General features: G+C 52.5%; 23 protein-coding genes. 17 read left to right on the plus strand and 6 right to left on the minus strand.

The features are described 5' to 3' along the window. Positions 1-557: 557 nt before the first annotated feature. The 4 genes from BM123_RS01355 (at position 558) to aroC (ending at position 2,961) form a co-directional block, all read left to right on the plus strand. A complete protein-coding gene (locus BM123_RS01355) occupies positions 558-914 on the plus strand; it encodes a hypothetical protein (RefSeq protein ID WP_090165003.1) in 357 nt (118 codons plus the stop codon). Continuing rightward, positions 914-1,300 (plus strand): hypothetical protein, encoded by a 387-nt coding sequence (locus BM123_RS01360; RefSeq protein WP_090165004.1) that lies wholly within the window; start codon positions 914-916, stop codon positions 1,298-1,300. Before BM123_RS01355 ends, BM123_RS01360 begins: the two co-directional genes overlap by 1 nt. A 29-nt stretch (positions 1,301-1,329) precedes the next feature. Beyond that, complete coding sequence (locus tag BM123_RS01365; RefSeq protein WP_090165005.1) at positions 1,330-1,713, plus strand: hypothetical protein; 384 nt, start codon at positions 1,330-1,332, stop codon at positions 1,711-1,713. A 165-nt stretch (positions 1,714-1,878) separates the two neighbouring features. Continuing rightward, positions 1,879-2,961 (plus strand): chorismate synthase, encoded by a 1,083-nt coding sequence (gene aroC, locus BM123_RS01370; RefSeq protein ID WP_090165006.1) that lies wholly within the window; start codon positions 1,879-1,881, stop codon positions 2,959-2,961. Between the two features lie 3 nt (positions 2,962-2,964). On the opposite strand, the gene BM123_RS01375 is transcribed toward aroC, so the two are convergent. Beyond that, a complete protein-coding gene (locus BM123_RS01375; RefSeq protein ID WP_090165007.1) occupies positions 2,965-3,876 on the minus strand; it encodes an alpha/beta hydrolase in 912 nt (303 codons plus the stop codon). Positions 3,877-4,081: 205 nt separating this feature from the next. On the opposite strand from BM123_RS01375, the gene BM123_RS01380 reads away from it, so the two are divergent. Further along, positions 4,082-6,016 (plus strand): histidine kinase, encoded by a 1,935-nt coding sequence (locus BM123_RS01380; RefSeq protein ID WP_090165008.1) that lies wholly within the window; start codon positions 4,082-4,084, stop codon positions 6,014-6,016. 26 nt (positions 6,017-6,042) lie between these two features. Here BM123_RS01380 and BM123_RS24510 read toward each other — a convergent pair whose 3' ends face one another. Beyond that, on the minus strand, positions 6,043-6,996 hold the full coding sequence (locus BM123_RS24510; protein WP_245748377.1) for a DUF6624 domain-containing protein: 954 nt from the start codon (positions 6,994-6,996) through the stop codon (positions 6,043-6,045). Positions 6,997-7,460: 464 nt separating this feature from the next. On the opposite strand from BM123_RS24510, the gene murA reads away from it, so the two are divergent. The 3 genes from murA to BM123_RS01400 all read left to right on the plus strand — a co-directional run bounded on the left by murA (position 7,461) and on the right by BM123_RS01400 (position 10,653). Beyond that, complete coding sequence (murA, locus tag BM123_RS01390; protein ID WP_090165194.1) at positions 7,461-8,774, plus strand: UDP-N-acetylglucosamine 1-carboxyvinyltransferase; 1,314 nt, start codon at positions 7,461-7,463, stop codon at positions 8,772-8,774. A 176-nt stretch (positions 8,775-8,950) separates the two neighbouring features. Then, positions 8,951-9,262: a DUF4286 family protein gene (locus tag BM123_RS01395; RefSeq protein ID WP_090165009.1), complete on the plus strand. Its 312-nt coding sequence runs from the start codon at positions 8,951-8,953 to the stop codon at positions 9,260-9,262. A 65-nt stretch (positions 9,263-9,327) separates the two neighbouring features. Beyond that, a complete protein-coding gene (locus BM123_RS01400; protein ID WP_090165010.1) occupies positions 9,328-10,653 on the plus strand; it encodes a gluconate:H+ symporter in 1,326 nt (441 codons plus the stop codon). A gap of 27 nt (positions 10,654-10,680) precedes the next feature. Here the strand turns inward: BM123_RS01400 and BM123_RS01405 are convergent, their stop codons facing one another. Both BM123_RS01405 and BM123_RS01410 read right to left on the minus strand, forming a co-directional pair. Further along, complete coding sequence (locus BM123_RS01405; RefSeq protein WP_090165011.1) at positions 10,681-13,287, minus strand: M56 family metallopeptidase; 2,607 nt, start codon at positions 13,285-13,287, stop codon at positions 10,681-10,683. A gap of 85 nt (positions 13,288-13,372) precedes the next feature. Further along, the gene (locus BM123_RS01410) at positions 13,373-13,732 is read right to left on the minus strand and encodes a BlaI/MecI/CopY family transcriptional regulator (RefSeq protein ID WP_090165012.1); all 360 of its coding nucleotides are present in this window, start codon (positions 13,730-13,732) and stop codon (positions 13,373-13,375) included. 145 nt (positions 13,733-13,877) lie between these two features. Between BM123_RS01410 and BM123_RS01415 the strand changes: the two genes are divergently transcribed. From BM123_RS01415 to BM123_RS01425, 3 genes are all read left to right on the plus strand, one after another. After that, a complete protein-coding gene (locus BM123_RS01415) occupies positions 13,878-15,380 on the plus strand; it encodes a serine hydrolase (RefSeq protein WP_090165013.1) in 1,503 nt (500 codons plus the stop codon). Positions 15,381-15,510: 130 nt separating this feature from the next. After that, entirely contained in the window at positions 15,511-16,056 is a 546-nt protein-coding gene (locus BM123_RS01420) for a hypothetical protein (protein WP_090165014.1), read from the plus strand. Positions 16,057-16,113: 57 nt separating this feature from the next. After that, the gene (locus tag BM123_RS01425) at positions 16,114-16,788 is read left to right on the plus strand and encodes a hypothetical protein (protein ID WP_090165015.1); all 675 of its coding nucleotides are present in this window, start codon (positions 16,114-16,116) and stop codon (positions 16,786-16,788) included. A 77-nt stretch (positions 16,789-16,865) separates the two neighbouring features. Here the strand turns inward: BM123_RS01425 and BM123_RS01430 are convergent, their stop codons facing one another. After that, complete coding sequence (locus tag BM123_RS01430; RefSeq protein WP_090165195.1) at positions 16,866-17,159, minus strand: hypothetical protein; 294 nt, start codon at positions 17,157-17,159, stop codon at positions 16,866-16,868. Positions 17,160-17,420: 261 nt separating this feature from the next. Between BM123_RS01430 and BM123_RS01435 the strand changes: the two genes are divergently transcribed. From BM123_RS01435 to BM123_RS01455, 5 genes are all read left to right on the plus strand, one after another. Further along, positions 17,421-18,041, plus strand: coding sequence for an outer membrane beta-barrel protein (locus BM123_RS01435; protein ID WP_090165016.1), 621 nt, complete (start codon positions 17,421-17,423; stop codon positions 18,039-18,041). After that, complete coding sequence (locus BM123_RS01440) at positions 18,038-18,532, plus strand: hypothetical protein (protein ID WP_139211715.1); 495 nt, start codon at positions 18,038-18,040, stop codon at positions 18,530-18,532. The genes BM123_RS01435 and BM123_RS01440 overlap by 4 nt, the downstream gene beginning before the upstream one ends. 111 nt (positions 18,533-18,643) lie before the next feature. Further along, positions 18,644-19,549, plus strand: coding sequence for a Ppx/GppA phosphatase family protein (locus BM123_RS01445; protein ID WP_175489214.1), 906 nt, complete (start codon positions 18,644-18,646; stop codon positions 19,547-19,549). Positions 19,550-19,665: 116 nt separating this feature from the next. After that, positions 19,666-20,976, plus strand: coding sequence for an ATP-binding protein (locus tag BM123_RS01450; RefSeq protein ID WP_090165019.1), 1,311 nt, complete (start codon positions 19,666-19,668; stop codon positions 20,974-20,976). A gap of 156 nt (positions 20,977-21,132) precedes the next feature. Further along, positions 21,133-22,392 carry a tetratricopeptide repeat protein gene (locus BM123_RS01455; RefSeq protein ID WP_175489215.1) on the plus strand — a complete coding sequence of 420 codons (1,260 nt, stop codon included), beginning with the start codon at positions 21,133-21,135 and terminating at the stop codon, positions 22,390-22,392. 153 nt (positions 22,393-22,545) lie between these two features. On the opposite strand, the gene BM123_RS01460 is transcribed toward BM123_RS01455, so the two are convergent. Then, complete coding sequence (locus BM123_RS01460; protein WP_090165021.1) at positions 22,546-23,058, minus strand: hypothetical protein; 513 nt, start codon at positions 23,056-23,058, stop codon at positions 22,546-22,548. Positions 23,059-23,317: 259 nt separating this feature from the next. Here BM123_RS01460 and BM123_RS01465 point away from each other — a divergent pair, with 259 nt between their 5' ends. Next, positions 23,318-24,355 carry a TraB/GumN family protein gene (locus BM123_RS01465; RefSeq protein WP_090165022.1) on the plus strand — a complete coding sequence of 346 codons (1,038 nt, stop codon included), beginning with the start codon at positions 23,318-23,320 and terminating at the stop codon, positions 24,353-24,355. Positions 24,356-24,463 lie beyond the last annotated feature (108 nt).

Here is a 24,463-nt window from a genome sequence, read left to right on the forward strand (position 1 = left end):
AATATTGCGCCAGGTAACGGATCACGGCATTTTTAGGCACGTTGGTCACCAGATGAAGTGGGCGACGGCGCGCAGGTGCAGAGGGAAGTTGGAGGAGCAGGGATGGGGCGGACAACCCCCTGCACGACTCAATTCTCAACGCGGAGGCCGAAGAATAAAGGTAAAAACGGAGAACGGAGCTGGACGAAGTTGCCTCCGGATACGAGCAGTAGCGAGCCACCTCCGGTGGTGAGTTGACTGACATATACGGGCTTTTCCCGGAAGCCGCTGCGCGACTTTAACTACAGATCATCACAGATTCACACCAATTACTGCACAGATTTTGGACGCTACGCGACTTTACTTTCCGAAGGAGCGGAAGGAGAAGAGGAGTTGAAGGAGGTCGCTGCGCGACGTCTACCCACATTGTCGCCTACAAAATGTGTTAGGCCGCCAGATTACAAGACTACCAGGCCATCCATCTCCGTTCATCGAGTTCCCATCCCGTTTCATCGAAAGGATTTCTACCTTGGCTAAATCTGCGCTTACTTAGTGGTATCACTTTAAAAGCTGCGAGCATGAAACTTATCTCTTTCAATATCGACAACGACATCCTCGAGGTACACAACAATATGTGGACCGGCGTGGAAACCGTCACCTTTAATGGCTATGAAGTGAGCCGGCAGTTCAATTGGTTCCGTGGTGATCACGATTTTGCGATCTCTACTGATGACGGCAATGGCACCGACTATTACCGGGTAGTAATCCTGATGGGTATGGCCGGCATCACTGTTGATGTCTACCGCAACGAAGAAACGCTACTGGCCCAGAGCTCTGAAGCTAAGCGACGCAGCCGCCCCAACCGCTCCCGAAACGCCCGACGGAGCCGGGTCACGAATCCGGAAGCATTATACCACGAAGAAGACCTCGTTTAATGTTAAGAATCAGCATGCCCATTGGTAATGATCTACTGGAAATCCACCGCTACGGCTGGAAAGGAATCGACGAAGTACGTTGGAACGGCGAAGTGATGAGCCGCAAGAAACGCTTCTTCACCAGCAAGCACACCTTCGCCGTAGCGGATGAGTATGGAGAAGTTGCTGACTTCTTCGTCCGTGTTGGCGCTGGCCTCAACGGCACCTCCTATGGCATCAAACGTAATGGTAAAGTTTTACTGGGCACCTGGCGGGATCAGCTGACACACGTCAAGCGGGAAAAAATGCCCGAGCCTCCCGGCTTAGACCTCAACTCTTCTCCTCGTCGCCAGCGGGAAGCACCGCCGATGTCTGCTGATGACTGGCAGGAGAGCGAACTTGTATAGACCCTATTTATAACCCCAAAGGAATTTAGATGCGTGTTCTTAGTCTTCCCATTGGCAATGACCTGCTGGAAATCCATATAAACCTATGGAAAAGCCAGGAAACGGTCTACTTCAACGGGCAGCTGGCCAGTAAAAAGACGCATTTCATCGGCACGAGCCACCACTTCACCACAGACGCTGTTCACAGTTTTGGTGTCGATCATTTCCGCGTCGTCACCAGCTATGGCTGGATGGGCTTTCGCTATGATGTTTTTAAAAATGACCAATGTTTGCTGGCCAGCGGCCGGACGAATGTCAGTGCGCCGAAAATTGTCACCCAAATCAAATCCCGGAGTAAAAGCGTACCCCATATTTCCCGGTTGGATGATCCGGGACTTCCGGACAAAGAATTAATTGAGGACCTTCTGGTTTGATGGGCTCGGTTTCGGCCAGGCTTTCGTTCCTATCGGAGAACCCGCGAATTTCTACTACTCCCTCCCCAATTACCATCGTAACTTCGCCGCCGAAATAAGGTCAGTAGTCTTCTACTAAATGGAACGACTGCCTGACTGCTTGACTCATTGACTATCTGACTACACATGCCCGGCAGCACCTACGGTAAAAACTTCCGCATCACCACTTTCGGCGAAAGCCACGGCGTTGGCCTTGGTGTCATTATTGACGGTTGCCCGGCGGGGGTCGACTTTGACGAGGACTTTGTCCAGGCGGAACTCGCCCGGCGGAAGCCCGGGCAGAGCCGCATCGTTACCCAGCGTAAAGAAAACGATGGTGTACAGGTGCTCTCCGGCGTATTCGAAGGTAAAACGACCGGTACGCCCATCGGCATGGTCATCTATAATAAAGACCAGCGAAGTAAAGACTACGGACATATCTTCGACAAATTCCGGCCCAGCCACGCGGATTACACCTTCCACGCGAAGTACGGCATCCGTGATTATCGGGGAGGCGGCCGCAGCTCTGCGAGGGAGACGGCGGCGCGCGTAGCTGCCGGAGCAGTGGCGCAATTATTCCTGCGCAGCTACGGTGTCACCGTTAAAAGCTACGTTAGTCAGGTAGGGCATATCACCATCGACAAACCCTACCAGGAGCTGGACCTGAACCTCATCGAATCCAACGATGTGCGCTGCCCCGATCCGAAAGTAGCGGCGGCAATGGAAAAAGAGATTCTTGCCGTCCGTAAAGACGGAGATACTATTGGCGGCGTCGTCAGCTGTGTCATCACGGGTGTACCTGCTGGCTGGGGAGAGCCTGTTTTTGATAAACTACACGCTGAGTTAGGCAAAGCCATCCTGAGTATCAACGCCTGCAAGGGCTTTGAATATGGCTCTGGTTTTGCGGGCGTCACGCTGCGCGGCAGCCAGCACAACGATGCCTTCTATACGGAGGAAGACGGCACCGTCAGAACCCGAACCAACCGCAGTGGCGGGGTGCAGGGCGGCATCTCCAACGGAGAAGACATTTACTTCCGGGCGGCATTTAAATCCGTAGCGACCATCATTCAGGATCAAACCAGCGTCAATGAAGCGGGGGAAGAGGTCACCGTGAGCGGTAAAGGACGACATGACCCCTGTGTATTACCAAGAGCCATTGCCATTGTGGATAATATGGCGGCGCTGGTTTTAGCTGACATGTGCCTGAGGGCTCGGGGGAATCGGATGTAAGGCCTATTCCACTATCCAGGGATACGCCTTCTTAAAGCCCTTCTTCCAGGTAGCGTGCCAGTGTCCTTCACCGGGTTCGATATCGAACAAGAGCTGGTCTTCGGGCAGCCCGGCCACCAGGAGCCGGTCGCGCAGACGTTCGGAGCCTTCTACAATGGGCGTTTCCAGTTCACCGGAATTGATGAAAACGCGGAGTTTACTTACATCGGGGTGAGCATCCACCAGATCTAAGGACTGGGGTTCATCGACCCAGAGAGAGGGACTAAAGATGATGCCCAGACCGTAGACATCGGGGTAAGTCATCAAACTGTAGTGGGCCATCAGCCCACCCAGGGAGCAGCCACCGATGCCCGTAAATTCCGGTTCGGGCTTTGTGCGATAATTGGCATCCACCCATTGCTTTAGGCCCCTGGCGTACCATTCGGCGTGCTTTTTACCGAACACTTCGCCTTCTTCCCGTACCTGATCCGATGGATAGGGTTTGTATTCTGCCGAGCGGTTGTCTCCGCTAGAGACGCCGACCACGATGCAGGAAGGACCACCAAGAGAATCTGTTCGGTTGATCCATTCATCCACTTCCCACTCACTGCCTTCGCCGGTGATTTGATCAAACAGGTTATCTCCATCATAAAAGTAGAGGACGGGATAGCGGACGGAGTCATTGTCTTCATAGCCTTTCGGCAAGAATATTTCTACGTCTTTTTGCTCGCCGAGGTAATCCGCAGTTACCGCGGCCGGGAGGTGATGAGCGTTTTCGGCGAAGGTTGGTCTGGCAGTTTTGAGCCACTCTTCCAGCCACTGTTCGTGCTTCCAGTCGCGGTAGCCGTATACGATGTCTTCGTCAAAGCCGAAAGCAAAAATGATGATGGCCAGAAGACCAAGGACCAGGGAGGTCCAGCCGAAGAAGCGTAGCATAGTGAAATAATTCTGATATAAGTGTGAATCAAAAGACGTACAAAAAGGCGCCTGCTTGCTTCTGTTTTCCACCAACAGAAGCCATTTCTTGTTAGCGTCCCATCAAGATAAGGTAATTTTGCTCCCATCCGGTTAACAAGTAAGAAGATTGCCTTATAGCAAAATGTCTACCTTGTCTTAAGTTCTTACTCATTAGGAATTACTCATGATCACAAATAAATCGCTAATCTATCTTGTCGTAGTGGCTTTCCTTTTGCAAAGCTGTGTTGGCACGACCATTGATTTCATTTCAACCAGCAAGGAGGAAAGTCCAAAGGCTATGTTGTCTAAGTCTTCGATGATTGCTGCGGGGATAGATCCTGAAAAAATTGATGAACTGACGGATTATTTACGCCCATATCTAAGCTCCAATTTAGGTGACAGAAGACTGGAAAACTGGTACATCAACAGAACTAATTGGATCGATCTATTTACGGATCGACAAAATGTATTATACGCAGCTGAAATCGTTTTCGAAGAATGCCTTCAGGAGGGTAATCTTTCAAAGGCTGCCAACGTAAAAAATGCCATTAGCCGGATTTATTCAAATGATGGTGATTTCCCCGAAGCACTTAATGCCTGTGAGGAAAGTTTGAAGCTAGCCAAGCGCGCGCAAGATTCTATTGCTATTGGTTGGACTATGATGTCCATAAGCTCAAATTTCACCCTCCTTCATGACTTCCCTTCAGCAAAAGAATACGGATATAAGACACTGGCTTTTGCGCGCAGCATCGAACATCCAGCCATTGAAGCTGGAACTCTAAACGTATTAGGGGGAATTATTGCGTACCAGTCAAAGTACGATAGTGCTATTGCTGTTATTAATCAAAGCATAGATATTGCCCGACAGCACGGCCTGAAAGAAATAGAAAAAAGAGGAATCTTAAACGTATCCTACAATTACAACAGGCTTAATCGTTTTGACGAATCCATTGAATTTCTCAACCAGAATATCGACTTTAAAGAAATCTCGACTTCGATCTCTAACATCTTTCTCTGTTTCAATCTGCAAAGTGCTTACCTGGGGAAAAATGAATTTGAGATGGCCACCTTCTATCTGGACCGAGGGTGTGAAATGGCTGATGAAGTAGGGTTTGTTTACGCTCAAATGTTTTGTGAGAAATACCGAACGGAACTCTTAAAAGCACAAGGTTTATATAGCCAGGCTTTAGCTGCCATGGAGAAAGTAAACCAGATCCAGACCAAATTGATGGGAATAGAACAAACCAGGTCCGTTCAATCTATGAAAACCCGGCTAAAATTATTAGATAAAGATATTGAGATTGAAAAAAGGAAGGAGCAGGAAAAATTTTACCAAATACGACTAAGGGGCTCCGCTGCGATAAGTGCCTTTTTAGCCTTATTCATTCCAGGCATCTACTTTTTCATGCGCAATCGGCAAAAGCGAAAAACCGCCGAACAACAAAAACTAATTGCTGAAACAAAGTTACAGGCTCTTCAGTCTCAGATGCACCCCCATTTTATCTTCAACGCATTAGGAGGTGTTCAGAATTACATCTTAAAATCAGAAAAAATTGAAGCTTACAAATACTTAGGAAAGTTTGCGACATTATTGCGTTCCATTACCAAAAGTACGACTCAGGTCCACATTGAACTTGACCAGGAAATCGAATTCATTCAATCTTATCTTGACATGGAAAAACTTAGGTTCAGGGAGGATTTCACCTATTCTCTTTCAGTAGCCCCTTCCCTGATTAATTCCAAGGAGGAAATTCCAAGTATGGTCATTCAACCCGCAGTGGAAAACGCAATCCTTCATGGCTTAGCCGGGCTTACCCGGCAGGGTGAGTTAACCGTAGAGTTCAAGCCTGATGAAAACGGAAAGGGAATTTGGTGTGTGGTCACGGATAACGGGCGGGGGCGAGTAGCCGCCAAAAAAAATTCGCAAGACCAACAGGTTCAGGGTCACCTATCCATCGCGACGATCAACACCAGTGAAAGAATAGCCTGCCTTCGCCTTTTAGGCTACGATAATGTTGACGCCAGCATTGAAGACCTGTATGAGCATGGAGAAGCTTCCGGAACAAGAGTCACCATTTTCTTACCTTTTATGCATGCGGATCAACTGGTTACACCATAAGTCAATCGCCATCTAATCAGCACTGCTCATTCTAGCCACCCTACCCTTTTCTTCCATTCTTCTATTTCTTTCTCCCGACTGGCGAAGCTAACCGGTGCGGACTCCTTCTCCGCTACAGCTCGTTTTCTCATGACCTCCGTCTGCTGCTCCAGCGTGTTGAGTCCAATCGATTTTCGTCTTTGGTCAACCTTCACCAAATTATCACAGGGTTTTGGGCTGAGTTGCCCGTGTTCATCCCAATCGAACTGGGTTCCGTATAGCTGCGGCTTGCCTTCGAAGGTGGCGATACGGTCCGTCAGGTAAGCAAGGCTGACGGCGCTGGCCTCCTTTCGCCCAACGGCATGCTCGAGGAGTTGGGCGCATTTCTTCATAAAAGCTGGCCGGCTAATCGCGTGTTGGATCACTAACCAGGCCGCTTCACTCCCCTCTTCCCCGACCTTGTCTAGGGTCGGATAACCGATCTCGTTGATGATTACGTCAAGTGCCGCAGCATTACGATTATGCAGCGCCTCCATTTCTTCATCATAGCCCTTGCCCAGTTGACCGTTTTGAATGAGTTCCTGTCGTCGTTGCAAGTCCGCCTTCTTTAAGGCGATAATTCTTTGAGCGAGGATAGGATGCGTCCCGCTGTTATTTTCGCCTAAAACCCGAAGGCTCTCCCTCACTTTAGGGTCAAGCTCTCTGATTAGTTCATCCTGCCAATAAGTATATACATCCGGTACGCCCAGGACCACCATTTTGCTATTGTAGCTAAATGCTGTTGCCTCATTAATCAAATTTAGATGATGCGTTTCCATTACATAAACAACGGAGGCCCACTCAAGCATTTCTTCCGACAAAAAGGTAGTCTTGTGCTTTGTACAGCTCTTCTGGTTGGTACCTGCTGATTGGAATTGACAGCCGGAGAATTCTTGTTTACAATAGTCCTGTGCTGTTTTTGACCGATGAAGATTAGAGGAGCAAACGAATAATACATTCATAACATCTTTTTTCGTCCTCCTGAAAGGGAAGGAAAATTAAGGGTGGAAAAGCCTGCAGCTTTTGGCAGAAAGATAAACTTATGGCGTAAAAAGATCTCCCCGCCACTTTTCATTCGTGGCTACAGCCATTGGCCTACGGTAGCACCATTGACCTTACGAATACTCACCACCTCTCCACGGATTCTAGATCCCCTCACCCTGCACCTGCGGTTGCGCCCACCTTTGCAATAGAGCGTGTTTAAAATTAACCCATTGGGCTACCTGCGCCTAATATCGTTCTGGATTACGTTGCTTCATCAGTCACTTGGCTACGGCCAAGCTCCTTCTTCGCGCCTTATCCAAAACGATATCAGTCAGCAGTCGCCTCAAAAGTCAATTTCAATCACGCTCTTGAACAAACCCACCGTACTATGCTCCTTGAAAAAATCAAGAATCGAGAATCGAATTTAACTACCTTCGCGCCTATGACCGACAATGGAACCTTCATCGTTGAAGGAGGGCATAAGCTCTCCGGCGAAATCATCCCACAGGGCGCTAAGAACGAAGCGCTACAGATCATCAGCTGCTGTCTGATGACGCCCGAGCCCGTATTACTTGAGAACCTACCTGACATCCTAGACGTCAATAAACTACTCGACCTGCTGGCGGGCCTAGGCGCAGAGGTTGATCGAATAGACCGGCAAACGGTGCGCATCACGGCTAAGAACATCGACGTAGAGTACATGCTGAGCAAGGAATACGTGAGTGATGCCCAGCGCATTCGTGGCTCCGTCATGCTCATTGCGCCCATGCTGAACCGCTACGGCCGCGCTACCCTGCCCAAACCTGGCGGCGATAAGATTGGCCGCCGCCGACTGGACACCCACCTGCTCGGCCTGCAGGCCCTCGGCGGAGACTTTCAGTACGACGCCGACCGCCACATCTATACCTTCACCACCAAGGGGTTAAAGGGCACGTACATCCACATGGATGAGATCAGCGTCACCGGCACCGCCAATGTCGTAATGGCAGCGGCCCTGGCCGATGGCGAAACCACGATCTACAACGCCGCCTGCGAACCTTACCTGCAACAGCTCTGTAAGATGCTGAACCGGATGGGCGCTAAGATTGAAGGCATCGGCTCTAACCTCCTGAAAATCCAGGGCGTCGACAGCCTCGGCGGCACCGAACACCGGATGCTGCCCGACATGATCGAGATCGGCTCCTTCATCGGTATGGCCGCCATGACGGGCTCGGACATTACGATCAAAGACTGCTCCATACAGAACCTCGGCATCATCCCCCGCACCTTTGAACGGATGGGGATTACCCTGAACATGAAGGGCGACGACATTCACATTCCCGCCCACGACCATTACGAAATTCAGAGCTTCATTGACGGTGGACTGATGACCATCTACGATGCTCCCTGGCCCGGCTTCACGCCGGACCTGATGAGTATCTGTCTCGTCACGGCCATTCAGGCTCGCGGCTCCGTACTCATCCACCAGAAGATGTTCGAGAGTCGGCTCTTCTTCGTCGATAAGCTCATCGACATGGGTGCTCAGATCATCCTCTGTGACCCGCACCGAGCCACCGTGATCGGGATGGATCGCCGGGCGCCGCTGCGCGGCATCTCGATGTCCAGCCCCGACATTCGTGCCGGTGTCTCTCTCCTCATTGCCGCCCTCTCCGCTGAAGGCACCAGCCGGATCGATAACATCCATCAGATCGACCGGGGGTACCAGGATATTGACGGGCGACTGCGGGCTTTGGGAGCTTCTATAGTAAGGGAGTAAGGGAGTAAGGGAGTTAAAGGGAGTAAGGGCAATGCAAACTCGAAACCGGACGCTCTCCGCTCAGCAGCCCCATGAAAGGGTGAAAAGAGAATAAGAGATCTATTTTACCTTTACGCTCCGGTTTCTTTAGCCTCCTTTACTCCCTTAATCATTTATTCCTTTAATCCCCTTCCCCTTTGCTCATCTACAACGTCACCTCCAAAATCGACCACCGCATCCACGCCGAATGGCTAAAGTGGATGGAACGCGCCTACCTGCCCGCCGTTATGGAAACAGGGACGGTGGAGCGCTACCAGCTGACCCGCTTACTGGGCGTTGACGAGACTGACGGACCAACTTATGCCTTGTTGCTAACCTTCAACTCCCGGCTGGTCTTCAATATCTATCAGGAAAAGCATCTCCTGAGTAATCAGAAAGCCATTAAGGATAGGTGGGGAGATTCCGTTCTTAGCTTTCCGAGTATGCTGGACGTGGTGCTGAAGGGATAATTCTTTAGTTCGCCGGTCTTTTGGTATGTTGGGCCTCCAAATCGCCCATGCATTAAAAGATCGACATGCCTATACTCATTACTTTCCTCGCCGTTTTGGCCCTGTTGGTGCTCATCATCTGGCTGAAATGGCACCCTTTTATTGCGCTCATTCTGGTTGCCATTGGTGCGGGCCTGGCGCTTGGTATGGGAACGACGGGAACCATGGAGGCCATTAAGGGCGGCGTTGGAGGTACGCTGGGAGGCCTGGCGATCATTCTGGGTTTAGGAGCTGTCTTGGGCGGCGTCATTGCCGAAACCGGCGCGGCGCAGGTCATCACCAACCGGCTGGTGGAAGGACGAAAAGGGATGGCGGTCCTCTGGGGCCTTTGTCTGGTGGGTTTTCTGGTCGGCATCCCTTTGTTCTACTCGGTGGCTTTCGTGATGATGGCCCCGATCATCATCAGTGCTTCTGAGAAAACGGGGCTTCCGCTGGCGATGGTGGCCGTGGCTACGGTGGCCTCGCTGTCGGTTACCCACGGTTTTTTACCGCCGCATCCGGCACCAGTATTGATTTCAGACACCTACGGGGCCGACATTGGCAAAGTGCTTTTGTATGGTCTCATCCTGGCCATTCCGTCGGTCATTCTGGCTGGTCCGTTACTGGCCCGGACGCTTAAGAATATGCCGCAAACGAAGGGCGCCTTAGCCTTCGACAAAGTGAAACTCCCCGAGCAGCTTCCCGGCTTTGGAACCAGCCTTTTGTGCGCCTTACTCCCTGTGTTGTTATTGGGGGCGGGGACGCTGGTGCAAAGCTTTGTTGGAGGAGCAGCGGACGGCAGCACGGCGGGCTTCAGCCCGCTCAGCCTCATCACCGATGCCACCTTCGCCCTGCTGGTCGGGGTACTGTTTGCCATGTTCGTGCTCGGCCGGCAGACAGACATCTCCATGGCTCACCTCATGAAGCGGGTCGGCAAACAACTCGCGCCCATGGCGGCGGTTTTGCTCATCATTGCCGGAGGTGGTGCCTTCAAGCAGGTACTCGTTAATAGCGGTACGAGCGACTACATCGTCCAGTCCCTCGAAGGCTTCAACGCTAACCCTATCCTCATCGCCTGGCTGATTGCGGCGGCGCTGCGCGTCACCCTCGGCTCTGCCACCCTGGCGGCCATCACCGCCGCCGGCATTGCCCTGCCCCTGGCGCAGAGCGGCGCTGCCAGCCCGGAACTCCTCGTGCTCGCTACCGGTGCCGGCAGCCTTACCCTGAGCCACGTCAACGATACCGGCTTCTGGCTATTCAAGGAATACTTCGGCCTCACCGTCCCGCAAACGCTGAAGAGCTGGACGATGATGGAGACGATTGTGTCCGTTATTGGGCTGGTGGGGTGTTTGGGGCTTTCTTATCTGGTGTAGCCACGGCTTTAGCCGTGCGCTAATAACCTACTCCACAATCTGCAAAACCAAAGGCGCATGGTCTATCTCCGTCCAGGTGCCCATCTGCACGTAGCTATCGGCACCTCCTACGTAGTTGCCAAATTCTCCGATATCCACCGGCCGCTCCCCAATAAAAAAGACCATTTCGTGATCACTGTATCCATGTTTATCTCGCATAGCGAACAAGTCATCCATCATTTCCGGACCAGTCGACCGGTAGATATACGACCAAAATCCACGATTAAAAAAGGAAGGTAGCGTATTGGATTTGCATTTGAGCGATACTTGTGCCGGAGGAGGATCGAGCGTAGCTTTATTATAAGGTTCCACCGAAGATTCATGAACCCCCACGTAAACGCCATCCACAATCAAAATAATTTCGGCGTTACCAATATCGCTGTCTGGAACTTCGGGTTTAAACATCTCCACGTCTACCGCCCCGGAATTACTGCGCTTAAGCTTAAACCGGAGTGGCTTCTCAAAAGACTCACCAACGGTAACCTTGGAAAATCCTTTCATCGATCCATGAGCATCACCTAGATACAGGGTATAATTGCCGAAGGGGTAATTACAATCCTGGAAAACCCTCAGGTCATAGCCAGGGAAACCAGCAAGATAGCTCCGGATGCTTTCCACTTCAGCCGGTGTTGGTAGCCTCTTGAAATAAAAGTCGATTTCCTCAATGCCAGAAAGATCCATTGGGTCCTCGACCGTTGGCACCTTTATCTCAACCAAAGTCACCTGATCATACGGACTATCATCAATCACCTGCACCGCATAGCGTCCCATATGCGTATCGTAGACGACCCCGGTACTTAGGAAAGCTTCTGGCCCAAACTCCGTGTCCAGCAAAAAGTCAAGGCTTACCTTACGATCATTATAATAGGCAACTATTGATTGCCCTGGAGGCCAGTCTATGTCTTCGAAAGCTTGGCGAAACGTGCCCGTTTCAACGGTGTGTGTGAGGAACGAACTCCCAACACCCTCAAACGAATCCTCCCCAAGTATTTTTCTTAATCTATCCACTGGGCGGGGCATCTGCCGGCCTTCAACTACGATTTTGGGCCAGTCTTCTACTCCTAACTCATTGAGAGGATAGCCGTTTACAGTAAAACCATCGGTAGGCCCATCTTCGCCTGCAATGAAATTTGTACCAGGAGGCAATAACTCCAACGGCTCCTGATTGACGAGTACGCGTAATTTACCTTCAGATAATTCTGGAAGGGTGGCTTCTAATACTCGGCTAAAATAACCTCCGGAGATTATGGGATGTTTAATCTTATCCCCAATCATTGTTTCTACAATTTTTTTCTCCACATCATAAGTTACAGATAGGGGAATAAAGCCTTTTACCTTCTCTTCCAAAGAACTATTTCGGTCCAAGCCAATCATACGAACCATTTTATGATCCGGCACAGGCGGTAAATAATTCACCCTAGCAGGACTATTTTGGCCGTACTGCAACTCCAGCGAATAGTTTTTATCAAATGGTGCTTTGTATAGATACAAGCGAGTACCGGGAACTTTACTTAAAATGGCCCGTAATTGCAGATACTCATCTACCGTAACCATCCTGTCTGTATATACCTCAATGCTCGTTATCTCCTGCGGCAATATCCCCTGATAATAATCATAGTAGGGGTCTCCCTTTTCCGCATAAGCGGCCAGATAGCTACCGGAGGAAGGATGTGTTAGGTCCGTCATCGTCCCATTCAACGTCACCATTGCAATACCCAACCATAACAGTAGGCCAAGAGCGGCAGCAACGCCCACCAGTCGGTATTCCGGCATCCCACTCAGGCGAACGATGCGGCTTTTCAGGCTGGGCTCGGAGAAAGGCAGCGCGAGTGCCAGCCCCTGGGCAGCCTGGCTTTGGCGGACGAGCGCCAGCTGGTAACTGCGACGGTCAGAGCCGCGCTTGACGACTTCCTTATCGACGAGATATTCCAGGTTAGCGCGCATTTTGGTGCGCAGCCACCAGGCCGTCGGGTGAAACCAAAACAGGCAGAGGAAGACCTCGCTGATCAGGATATCCACGGTGTGAAACTGCCGGGCGTGGACCCGCTCGTGGGCCAGGATATGCTCGAAGTCACCGTCATCCGGCACGTCAATGCTGAAGTAGAGCAGATGACCGAAGGTGAAGGCCTGGCCGGGTTTCGCCGAGGGGTGCAGCAGTCGGTAGCTTCCATCACCATTTGGGCGCGAACGCAGGTGCAGACGCAGGATAAAGGCGAGGCGGAGACCGAGCAGGAGAAAGGACAGCAAGCTCACAACTCCGTAAATCAGGTACAATTTGGGCACCGGAGCCTTGGTCACCGGAACGTGTATTTCCGGCTGCACGGAATCATCAACAAAGAATGTCTCCGAGGTGGCTGGGGGCAATGCTTCTATTGGCGCAATGGTTTCTTCCATTAACGTAATCGTTCCCTGCACCGACTGGGTTACCACCGGCGCCGGACTCTCCAACTCCACAAAGGGTAAGGCGCAAACCGCCACCATGGCCAGAAGCAGCAACAGGCGATTCAGGGAGTATCGCTCTGAATAGCGCAGCAACAGGTAGTAGGCAGGCCACAGGGCGAAGAGGAGAATGGTGGCGGTTAAGAGGTAATTCATAAGGCGTTAGTTTTAAGGTGGGTGTTTATTGCTGAACCTGGACCTTGAAGCGTCCCGCAGTATTGCGGGACGCTTCGAGGTCGGCTTATTCCTGCTCGTCAATCATTTTCAGGATATCCTCCAGGTCTTCACGGCTGAGCTTCTTGTTGCGGGCGAAGTGGGATACGAGGGCTTTGTGGCTGTCGTCAAAAAAGTCAGCGACAACACGCTTGATGTCACGCCCAAAGAACTGCTCCTTCGGGATAGCCGGGAAATAGCGGTAGGTCGGCCCGAAGTCTTCATGGTCGACGTAGCCTTTTTCCTCCAGCTTTCGAATGACGGTAGATACCGTAGTGTAGGCGGGCTTCTTGCCCTCCATCTCAGCAATGATCTCCTTGACGAAGGCTCGCTCCAGGCGAAACAGAATGCGGAGAACTTCTTCTTCTTTGCGGGTTAATGGTTCCATACCGACAAAGCTATGCCTAAAAATATCGTCGTGCAACTATTTTTATAGTTGAACAGCTATTTTAACAGTTCACTGCTCCTCCAACTCCCCCTGCACCTGCGATTGCGCCCTAAAATATTCAGCTCCGCAATAGTAACTTAGCCCCATGAAGCATCTACTTCCCCTCTGCCTGTTCCTGCTGCTGGGCTCAGTCGCATTAAATGCCCAATCCAGTGAGCAAATCACCAGCGACGCCCAAAAAGCACTTGCTGCGTTCGACACCCCCGGCTTCGCCATTGGCGTCATCAAAGACGGTAAAGTCCTCCTTTCCGAAGGCTTCGGCACCCGCACGGCCGGCAAAGAAGAGACCGTTGACGGCAACACCCTCTTCGCCATTGCCTCCAACAGCAAAGCCTTTATTTCCACGGCCATCGTCAAATTACACGAAGAAGGGAAGCTGGACCTGGACGCTCCGGTCCAGACCTACCTCCCCTACTTCCAGCTCTATGACGAGTATGTGAGCCAGCACACCACCGTCCGCGACCTACTCTGTCACCGGGTTGGGCTGGGTACTTTCAGCGGCGACGCCATCTGGTACAAAAGTGATAAGAGCGCGGAGGAGATTGTCCGTCAGATTCGTCATTTGCCGCAGGCTTACGGCTGGCGCGCGGGCTATGGCTACACCAATCTGATGTTCATCACGGCCGGAGAAGTGATCCGCTCCGTCACGGGCCAAAGCTGGGCGGAATACGTGCGGGAGAACTTCCTCACCCCTCTTGGGATGAGCCGCACCCAAACCTCTGTCCTCCCCCTATCAAAAATGGACAATGTTGCTACGCCCCACGTCACCCATCGCAACAACCTTCCGCTCAAGATGGCGCCCTGGGAGGCTTCCGGTGCCGCCGGCGGCATCATCTCCAGCACCAACGACATGCTGCAATGGATGCGGGCACAACTTGGCGAAGGAACGATTGAGGGCAAAGAGATTTTCCCGGACAAAGTACAGGATCAGACCTTCAAGGTTCACAATGCCTACGGCGGCCAGCTATCTTTCTCCGCCACTGGTTTAGGCTGGTTCATCTACGAGCGGGAGGGCAAAGCCATCGTTACCCACGGCGGTGGCTACGACGGGATGTATTCCCGGGTACTGATGATCCCTGAGCTGGAGCTGGGCATCGTCGTTTTATCGAACAGCATGACTGGTTTGTCGTCAGCCCTGGCGAGCCGGGCCCGCGATCTGGCCCTGGGCCTGGATGATGCCAACTGGCTGGCAAAAGCCACTGAAGGGGAGATGATCGGACGGGAAAACTGGGATCAGAAATTCGAAGAGCCGAAAGCAAGTCGGGTGTCAGGCACCAGTCCATCCCTAAAGGAAGAAGACATGATCGGCACTTACACTGATCCCTTGTTCGGAGAATTTGAAGTAGCCAAAAGCGGTAGCGGCGAGCTGGAACTCCGCTTTGCCGGCAGCCCCCGCCTCAACGCCAACCTCAGCCACTGGCACTACGACAGCTGGAAGCTCGAATGGCACGAGCCACACGCCTGGTTTGACTTTGGCACGGTGCAATTCCTGAAAAACAACCGGCAGCAGGTAACGGGGCTTCGCTTTGATGTGCCGAATGATGATATTTTCTTTGAGGAGCTGGAGCCGGTGAAGGAAAGGAAGTGATGTAGTCGGTAGTGATGTAGTCGGTAGTAATGTAGTCGGTAGTGCTGTAGTAATGTAGTATTGTAGGCGGTAGTGCTGTTGGGCTAGCAATGCCAGAGCAAGGTTATCTTACTGCCGAAAAAGAACTTCTATGAAACAACGTTATTCCCTTCTCCTTTTCGCCCTTTTCCTCCCTTTACTCAGTTTCGCCCAGGATACCGCTTTGCCTATTTTCCCCGACGACTTCGTCGGCGACTGGGCCGGCGAACTGGAGATTTTCAATGCGGAGGGCAAACGAATGTCCGTCTCGATGGAATTAATCATCCAGCCGATCAACGACACGAGCTACACCTACACCATCATCTACGGCGAAGATAAAGTGGCGGGTAAGCGCGACTATATCATCGTCCGGGGGGCTGACGGCCCGCACCATTGGGTTTGTGATGAGCAGAATACCATCTTGCTGGACGGCTACTACCTCGGTGGCGTATACCAGAGTGTATTCACCGTAGCGGGCAACTATTTGACCTCTGACCTGGAATTCCGGAGAGACCAGCTCCTTTACTCTATCCGCAGTGGAGAAGAAGCCCCGGTCAGAACCACAGGCGACAGCGGTAGCGGTGAGGAAAAAATACCCGCTGTTAACTCTTTTTCGGTGAAAGGATTTCAACGTGCCCGCCTGAGTAAATTAGACTAGTCAAGACCGAACATTCGCCAGAAGGCCATGCGTTACAGGGAAAACCAAATAACGATCATGACCAAATTCTTCCTGGCTTCTGCCATTCTCCTTCTGGCTACCACTATTTCCTATGCGCAGGTAAACGCTTCAGTCGGTGAGGCCTCTGACCGTCCGGCCACCACCTACCAGAATGCTCCTGCCTTGCAGAACTTCGTGGCAGGTTTCCCTGAGATCAACGTAGGCTTTCTGCACGTCTACGCCAACCCCTCCATTGACCCCGAAGAAACCTACCTGATGCGGGGAACAGAAGCCAGCAGCACCCTGAAGGCGCTTCTGCCCGTAGACTTTCAGAAAATGGCCAGAAATATGGACGCTAAAGTGTACGGCGCGGCGGCCATTCGTGGCATCAACGAAAATATGTACATCGTAAGGATGGACGGCGCAGAGCAGGACCGCCTGGAATTGTTTGCCATCCGGGGAAACAAAGTGGTACACTTAAAAACCCTCGCTTACCAGTTCTGTGAAAGCGGAAAGTGTGAACAACTCGACAGCTATATCACTGATGTTGACGGCGATACCAATCTGGACCTTGTCCAGATTTCCCGCGTTATGCGTAACAGCGGAGTGACCGCGGAAACCAAAAAAGTATTTACCCTTCAGGAGCGGAACCGGGAGTGGAAAAAAACAAACCAACTGGAGGTGCCGTGGGAGAGTATCAAATTTTACGACTCCCGCACGGACGACAAGTAAGCAACTTCCCCTTTAGGGTCAGTACGACCGGTGATCCTCCCTTAAAAGCGGGAGGATCACCGGTCTTTTTTTAGCCCCTACTCTTCTTCCGGGTCTTTTATGCCCAGAAACGGCTTCAACTCTTTCCAGAGTTTTTCGGAAGGTTCGCTCAGTTGAGGACTCTCTTTGCCTGCCCGATAATTGCTTAGAATATCAAGCAGTACGTTAATGCGTCCTTCCGTATCGAAGAACTTATTAACGATAGCTACCCGCCGGCTTTCCACCAGGCAATAGCCGGATTGGAAGTTGCCCTTTTCGTAACGGACGGTATAGCCCAACTCTTTGGAGAGGGTTTCTAGCTTCTTGAGGCTGTGTTTGGTCATGGATACCATGGGGGCGAAGATAGTAATGATAGTAGGATAGTAGGGATAGTATGGTAGTAGACTGTAGGGCAGGGTCAGCGGGTTGTTTCTTGTAGAAGTGGGGTTCACTCCATCTTTTTCCTTTGTGGGATTAAGGAGACGGCGTACCTGGGCGCAGCACGCAGGTGCAGAGAAGGTTAAGAAAGCAATGTAGTGGCATTGTCAAGCGTATTACTAAGGTTGGGCCTCTACAACAAGCCCGGTTATTTTTTACCAAACTATCTTTGCCCCATGCAAAAGTGGATAATCGTACTACTTGTTTTTCTGGCGGGCACCGGCCTCTCCGCCCAGACCTTCCGGGGTTCGGTGGTGGCGGGGATGAACATCAGCCAGATCGACGGAGACGCGCTCTTCGGCTTTCACCAGCCAGGTGTCAACGCAGGCCTAAGGGTAGTAGCGATCCTGAACGACCGTTGGCGGGTCGGGCCGGAGATACTGTTCAGTCAGCAGGGCGCCCAGCGCCCTAACACGAGCGCCAACATCAGTATTTACGACAGCTTCCGGCTCAACACCCTGGAAGTACCGCTGATGGCTTACTACAAAGACTGGCGCCTCACGGCCGAAGGCGGCTTCAGCTACCAGCGATTGATCAACTATGAGGTTATTGGCGACAATGGCGAAGACGTAACGGCGCAGACGGATTTGCAGGACAATCTCTTCGCTCTCAAACTCGGGGCAACGATCTACTTTTCGCCCAATTGGGGCTTGAACGTCCGCTGGTCAAAGCATATTCTGGATATTGACGTAGACAACGGCATCAATACTTCTTTCAAGGGGCGTTCGGTAAGTGTCCGCGCAGTATATACCTTTGGCGCTGGTGAATCCTTGCCCAAACCAATTGATCCGGAATGATACAACGATGTCTTGCCTCTCTGCTTTTTATAAGCCTTCTTTGCACCTGCGGTCCCTCGCCCGAAAACGAAACGGTGGCTGCTGATCCGGTGGCTGCTCCTACAAGCGCAACCTCGTCACAAACCGCCTTCCCCTCCATTCCCCTGGAACGCCTGCAGTACATTTTCGAGAACGCGACCTATATGGATGCGACTTTTTACAATCTCCCCATCTCGATTAACCAAAGCGAGCTGCCCCAGATTCAGGCCACCATCGGAGGTATTGCCGAGGCGACCATGCCACTGGAAGCCGGCTGTACCGCCATCGGCCACATCTGGTTTCAGGTGAATGGCAAGAATATTGAAGAGGCCGATATTTTCTACAACGAAAAGTGCGTCGGTTATCTGTGGTACGAGAATGGCAAGCCTGCTTATTCGAATATGATGACCGAGGAAGGCTTCAACTTTTATGCGAATATTTTCGCGCAGGTGCAATCACAAACGCCGCAGTAGAACTTTGGCATGTTGGTATTTTGGTTCTTTGGGCTGCCGCCTACAAAATGCGGCAGCCCAAAGAACCAAAATACCAAAGAACCAAAACACCAACTGACCAAAGAACCAAACATGCCCACCCGCCGCGCCGTAATTGACCTCGGCAGTAACACCTTCCACTTATTGATTGCCGACCTCGATGAGGAAGGCGTTCTACGGGATGTATATCGCGAACGGATTTACGTTAAACTTGCCTCGGAGGGTATTGCCACCATCGGAGATACTCCTTTCGCGCGCGGAATTGCTGCGCTCCAGCATTTCCGCCGGGTCCTTGACAAATACGGCGTCAGCCAGCTGAAAGCAATCGGCACAGCGGCGTTGCGGACGGCCTCCAACGGGCCCGCCTTCATTCTCTTAGCCAGGCGCGAAGCCAATATTTCCATTGAATTGATCTCGGGCGACGAAGAGGCCCGCCTGATTACCCAAGGGGTGCTGGCGGCCATTCCTCCGGTTCAGGAGCGGGTGTTGATTATGGACATCGGTGGTGGATCTACGGAGTTCATCATCGCCGGCCCGGCCGGCGTGCACTGGCAACAGTCTTTCCCCATCGGGGTGTCCGTGCTGCATAATGGTTTTCACCATTCCGACCCCATATCGGCGGGAGAAATCTATCAGCTTGAGGACTTCCTGCTGGAGCAAACTGCCCCGCTCGCTGCCGCACTGCGGCAGTTCCCGACCCATCACCTGATCGGTGCAGCGGGCACCTTTGACGTATTAGCCGAGGCCCTCAAAGACCCTGACGCCCCACTCCACCCCAGCAGTCATCAACTTAATCTTTCGGGGCTGGACGAGCTCTCCGACCGCATCATTGCCGCCAACATGGCAGAGCGCCTGGCCATGGAGGGTATTCCCGATCAGCGGGCCGACCTGGTCGTAGTAGCCATGATTCTGCTACGGTTTACTTTCAAGCTCGCGAGCATTGACCGGGTGACGGTGAGTGACTGGGCGATGAAGGAAGGGGTGTTGTTGGGTGGGTAGAGGCAGGACCGGACGCTCGAAGGTCCCGGAATCATCATTACCTCAAGATATTTTTTAGTTCCCAGCAACCCTATTACCACGGTGGCGCGTTACTCAAAAGCAAAGAACCCCGTTACATGGCAACTGAAAACGAATTAAACGAACTGCGAAGAGCATTGGAGGCATCACCGGACAATGTGTACCTCCGCCGTCTTCTCATCAATAAACTAAGGGGAGTAGCTGGCTACGAGCAGGAACTGGAAGGACACTTGAACGTCCTTATCCGCAAAGAACCCCGGGATCTGGAGCTGAAGGAAGCCCTGATCGAGGTCTACTTCGCCCAAAAGAAATACTCTACCTGCCTGATCATCTTCGAAGAGATTGGCAATCCGGATTACATCAGTCCGGAAACCCGGTTACTCGTTGCCAAAAGCTACCTCAAAGACGGAGACCAGGGCCGCGCCGGAGAGGTCTACCGCTCCGCCATTGAGGAAGACCCTACGCTGGAAGACGAGGAGCTCGACAAAGAATTTCGCCTCAGCGGAGACTTCGATTTGGGAGAGCTGGAGCTCGAAGAAGACGACCTGCGTGTAATGGACAAGCCTACGACCAAGTTTGCCGACGTTGGCGGCATGGACGGCGTGAAGCGGGAAATTGACCTGAAGATCATTCAGCCGCTGCAACATACGGAGCTGTATAAAAGCTACGGTAAAAAGGTGGGCGGCGGCATTTTACTGTACGGGCCTCCGGGATGCGGGAAGACTTTCATTGCCCGGGCTACCGCCGGGCAGATCGACGCCAACTTCATCAACGTTGGCCTGAACGACATCCTCGACATGTGGGTCGGCAACAGCGAGAAACAGCTGGCCGGATACTTTGAATTAGCCCGGGAGAAAAAGCCCTGTGTACTCTTCTTCGACGAAGTGGATGCCCTGGGAGCTAAGCGCAGCGATATGCGGCAGAGCGCCGGGCGCAACGTCATCAATCAGTTTTTGTCGGAGCTTGACGGCGTAGACAAAGACAACGACGGCATCCTCGTTATCGGCGCCACGAACGTACCCTGGCACCTGGACACGGCCTTCCGCCGGCCGGGACGCTTCGACCGGATCATCTTCGTCCCGCCGCCCGATGAGGCCGGCCGGGAAGCGATCTTCAGACTCAAGATGGAGGGTAAGCCACAGGATAAAATCGACTACGCGAAGCTGGCCAAAAAAGCCAAAGACTTCAGTGGTGCTGACATCAACGCCGTAATCGACATTGCCGTAGAGGGAATCCTCGAAGAGGCCATCCGCACCGGAGCTCCCCGCCCCGTAGGCACCAAAGACCTGTTGGGAGGCATCGAAAAGCACCGCCCCTCAACGGCCGAATGGTTTACTACTGCCCGGAATTACGCTATGTTTGCCAACAAAGGCGGGCTATATGACGATATTCTTAAATACATGAAATAGCTTTTTGGTTCGTTGGTCTTTTGGTTCTTTGGGCTACCGCACGTGGAAGACGTGACAGGCGTACTAATGAACCGTCCATTGCCGCCTACAAAATGCGGTAGCCCGAAAGACCAACAGACTAAAAGACCAACGAACCAACAGACCAAATCCTCCCCCTTGCCCCTCTCCTTCCCCGCTCTAATTGAACGCCTCAACATCCTGCAACAGCAATCCCGCTGGCAGGACTGCAAGGAATTGCTGGAATCCTACCTGGCGGACTCTCCGGATGACAGCATAGCACAACTCTACTACGTCAATACCCTGACCAATCTCGGCGAGAAAAAACTGGCGCGGGAGCTCATTGAGCCGATGCTGGAAGAAAGCCCTGATGACCCGCACGTATTGCGATTGGCGGCGATCATTGAGTTGAATGACGACAAGCCTAAAGTGGCCGAAAAGTTCGCCGCCCTGCTGGTGGAAATGAACCCGGAGGACGACGATGCCCACACGCTGATGGCGAAGGTTAAGCTAGACCAGCGGAACTACGACGCCGCCCTGCAGTATATCGATCAGGCACTCGCGCTCGACCCCGAAAACCAGGAAGCACTCAACTTCAAAATATACATCAGTGGTTTCCTCGGTAAATCCGACACGCATCAGGCCCTGCAGGACGCGTTAAACCTCAACCCGGAAGACAGCGGTACGGTGGCCAACCATGGCTATCAGCTGCTGCGGGAAGGAAAAGTAAAGGAAGCGCTCGAGCGGGTTAAATATGCCCTCAGCCTCAACCCGGAAAACCAGCTGGCGAAATACGTCATGGTGGAGGCGCTGAAGGCCCGCTTCTGGCCCTACCGGATGTACTTCAAATACAAAGAAGCGATGGCCAAGTTGTCGGGTGGTGCCAGTTTTGGCGTCATGATTGGTCTGTGGTTTGGAGTCAACTGGCTCAACCGCCTGGGCGCGAACAACCCGGATCTGGCTCCCTTCACGACGCCGGTGGTTTACTTCATGGTGGCACTCTTTTTACTGACCTGGATCATTGATCCAATCATGAACTTCTACCTGCTAACCAACCCCTACGGCCGGTTTTTGCTGGACGACGATGACAAGCTAATGGCCCGGTTGGTAGGTGGCTCGCTGGGGCTTGCTCTCCTGTCTTTAGCCGCCTGGTTTGGCACAGGTCTTTTCACCTTTCAGGCGCTGGCTTTTGCCTTCCTGGTGCTTACCATTCCCCTGGGCAGTTTCCTGCGGCCCATCCGCAAGAATCAGCGGATGATTCTAACGGTTTACACCATCGCCCTGGCGGTGACGGGCATCAGCGCCATCCTGCTGGAGCAAGGTTTCCTGATCAACGTCGCGCTCTTCGGCCTGCTGGCCTACCAGTTCATCATCAACGGAATGATGGCGCGGGAAGGAGGACGGACGTTCGGGGAGTAAAGAACGTGGGCGACGGAGCGCAGGTGCAATGAACGCCCGGCGAACGCTGCTTCCAGCAGCGACCGGACAAAGCGGCTTCCAGACGCGCTACCCGCTTACCGCGCGTACAGAGTACGCTTCGGGCCGATGCGTGCGGAGCGTACGCCGGGCACGTTACCTTTCAAAGAGGTACATCCTGCAGTTAATATCGTCAATAATACTCCTTCTGGAGATTTGAAAATTCATAAAACCGTCCCAGCGGATATTGAGGCTTTTAGTCGGTCGGGTGAAGGAGTTCAGCACAAGCTGCCCTTCTACGTAAAAGAAGGTAAATCGGCGATTAAACCTACCCCGGGTATCACAGTTAAAGGCAAAGGTTCCTTCGTCTTCGTAAAAAATGGTTTCCGTGGAATCCGCACTAACTACGAAGTAGGTCGATTCGATGTGATAGGTACTGTCTTCTCTGAGTTCGAGCAAAAACTGAAAACAATTGTCCCCGATACATTCCGGTGTGTCATCGCAGGTCAGACCAGCTGTATACCAGCTATTGATTAATACTTCAGGTAATTCACCAGCACAGGGAGTCGAGGAGTTTTCATTAATCGTCATCTCTTCCTCTTCCTGAAAGAGGCTGCAGGAGATTAAGGAAAGCAGCAGGACGCCCAAAGAAATACGAATAATGCTCATTCCTGTAAGATAAGCCCACGGTTCGCTTATAGTAGAAAGATTAAAGTGTCCGAAACTAATTTGTCGGTTATTCGACAATGATAAGTCAACGGGTAGTCAGGGCTTATCCTCGCCAAAGCGGCTTCCAGCTGCGCTACCCATTTACAGCGTGTACGGAATACGCTTTGGCCCGTCGCGCGCGGAGCGGCGCGTACGCCAGACCAACCTTTCCCCGCCAGAACCGTTCCCTTCTCGTAACTCCACGGAATCAATTATCCTCATGCGTATTTCTTTTTTCTCTCTGCTTTTTGTCCTCCTCTGTATTAGCTGTAGCCCTAAGACGGCAACTGTGGCTAAAGCAGCCGAAAAAGCTCCTCAGCAGACGACTTCCACTGCACCTGCGCCAGCGCCTCCAACCACCTCGGCCGCTACGGCACCTATTCTCTCAGGTCTCGCCCCTGGCGTCAATGACACCTCCCTGCTTTGGAAAATCAGCACTCCGGGCATCGCCCAGCCCAGCTATCTCTTTGGCACCATTCACATCATTCCGGAAGAGGACTACTTCCTGCCCAACCGGGTAGTGGCCGCCATCAACGACAGCGAAGAGTTGATCTTCGAAATTGATCCGCGTGACATGCAGAACCCCGCCAAACTGATGGGGCTGATGACCAAGATTAACATGCGCGGAGACACTAGTCTGGAAGATCTGTTACCCGCAGAACAATACGCAGAAGTGGAAGCCTACTTTACGGAATCCGGCCTGCCCTTTTTCATCTTCAAGCGGATGAAACCTTTATTCCTCTCCGCCATGGTCGGGCAGGACATGGCCGCCATGGCCGAAGGCGGCGGTATGGAAGGTGGCGGCATGAAAAGCTACGAGATGGAGCTTACCAAGCTGGCGGAAGCCGGAAGTAAGGAAATCGGCGGACTGGAAACGATGGAATTCCAACTTAGTCTCTTTGACTCCATTCCCTACGGTGCTCAGGCGACTATGCTTTACCAGGCCATTCAATCCGAATCCGCAGGTAAAGCGGGAGATGCACCTAACGAAATGGACGAACTCGTCTCCCTCTACCGTCGCCAGGCTATTGCCGAGATGGCCAGCACCATCTCCGACGAAAGTGCGGGCGTTGCCCGCTTTGAGGAGCTGTTGCTGACCAAGCGAAACGAAAACTGGGTGCCGCAGATTCGCGACAACATCAACGCCGCCAATGCCGGCGGCAAGTTCTACGCCGTCGGTGCCGGCCACCTGGGCGGAGCCCGGGGCGTAATTGCGCTGTTGCGGGGAGCAGGGATTACGGTGGAGCCGGTTTATTGAGTAGGGTATCAGGGTGCAAGTTGCAGGGTGCAGGTTGCAGGTTGCAGGTTGCAGACGTTGCAGGTTAATCTTGCAACCTGCAACCTGTACCTTGCAACCCGCAACCCG

It is taken from the genome of Neolewinella agarilytica (assembly GCF_900110645.1).
GTDB classification, from domain to species: Bacteria; Bacteroidota; Bacteroidia; order Chitinophagales; family Saprospiraceae; genus Neolewinella; species Neolewinella agarilytica.

Bases quoted from the DNA above. Each gene is read 5' to 3' on its own strand.
- BM123_RS01355 (WP_090165003.1), top strand. From the start codon at position 558: ATGAAACTTATCTCTTTCAATATCGACAACGACATCCTCGAGGTACAC.
- BM123_RS01360 (WP_090165004.1), top strand. From the start codon at position 914: ATGTTAAGAATCAGCATGCCCATTGGTAATGATCTACTGGAAATCCAC.
- BM123_RS01365 (WP_090165005.1), top strand. From the start codon at position 1,330: ATGCGTGTTCTTAGTCTTCCCATTGGCAATGACCTGCTGGAAATCCAT.
- aroC (WP_090165006.1), top strand. From the start codon at position 1,879: ATGCCCGGCAGCACCTACGGTAAAAACTTCCGCATCACCACTTTCGGC.
- BM123_RS01375 (WP_090165007.1), bottom strand. From the start codon at position 3,876: ATGCTACGCTTCTTCGGCTGGACCTCCCTGGTCCTTGGTCTTCTGGCC.
- BM123_RS01380 (WP_090165008.1), top strand. From the start codon at position 4,082: ATGATCACAAATAAATCGCTAATCTATCTTGTCGTAGTGGCTTTCCTT.
- BM123_RS24510 (WP_245748377.1), bottom strand. From the start codon at position 6,996: ATGAATGTATTATTCGTTTGCTCCTCTAATCTTCATCGGTCAAAAACA.
- murA (WP_090165194.1), top strand. From the start codon at position 7,461: ATGACCGACAATGGAACCTTCATCGTTGAAGGAGGGCATAAGCTCTCC.
- BM123_RS01400 (WP_090165010.1), top strand. From the start codon at position 9,328: ATGCCTATACTCATTACTTTCCTCGCCGTTTTGGCCCTGTTGGTGCTC.
- BM123_RS01405 (WP_090165011.1), bottom strand. From the start codon at position 13,287: ATGAATTACCTCTTAACCGCCACCATTCTCCTCTTCGCCCTGTGGCCT.
- BM123_RS01410 (WP_090165012.1), bottom strand. From the start codon at position 13,732: ATGGAACCATTAACCCGCAAAGAAGAAGAAGTTCTCCGCATTCTGTTT.
- BM123_RS01415 (WP_090165013.1), top strand. From the start codon at position 13,878: ATGAAGCATCTACTTCCCCTCTGCCTGTTCCTGCTGCTGGGCTCAGTC.
- BM123_RS01420 (WP_090165014.1), top strand. From the start codon at position 15,511: ATGAAACAACGTTATTCCCTTCTCCTTTTCGCCCTTTTCCTCCCTTTA.
- BM123_RS01425 (WP_090165015.1), top strand. From the start codon at position 16,114: ATGACCAAATTCTTCCTGGCTTCTGCCATTCTCCTTCTGGCTACCACT.
- BM123_RS01430 (WP_090165195.1), bottom strand. From the start codon at position 17,159: ATGGTATCCATGACCAAACACAGCCTCAAGAAGCTAGAAACCCTCTCC.
- BM123_RS01435 (WP_090165016.1), top strand. From the start codon at position 17,421: ATGCAAAAGTGGATAATCGTACTACTTGTTTTTCTGGCGGGCACCGGC.
- BM123_RS01440 (WP_139211715.1), top strand. From the start codon at position 18,038: ATGATACAACGATGTCTTGCCTCTCTGCTTTTTATAAGCCTTCTTTGC.
- BM123_RS01445 (WP_175489214.1), top strand. From the start codon at position 18,644: ATGCCCACCCGCCGCGCCGTAATTGACCTCGGCAGTAACACCTTCCAC.
- BM123_RS01450 (WP_090165019.1), top strand. From the start codon at position 19,666: ATGGCAACTGAAAACGAATTAAACGAACTGCGAAGAGCATTGGAGGCA.
- BM123_RS01460 (WP_090165021.1), bottom strand. From the start codon at position 23,058: ATGAGCATTATTCGTATTTCTTTGGGCGTCCTGCTGCTTTCCTTAATC.
- BM123_RS01465 (WP_090165022.1), top strand. From the start codon at position 23,318: ATGCGTATTTCTTTTTTCTCTCTGCTTTTTGTCCTCCTCTGTATTAGC.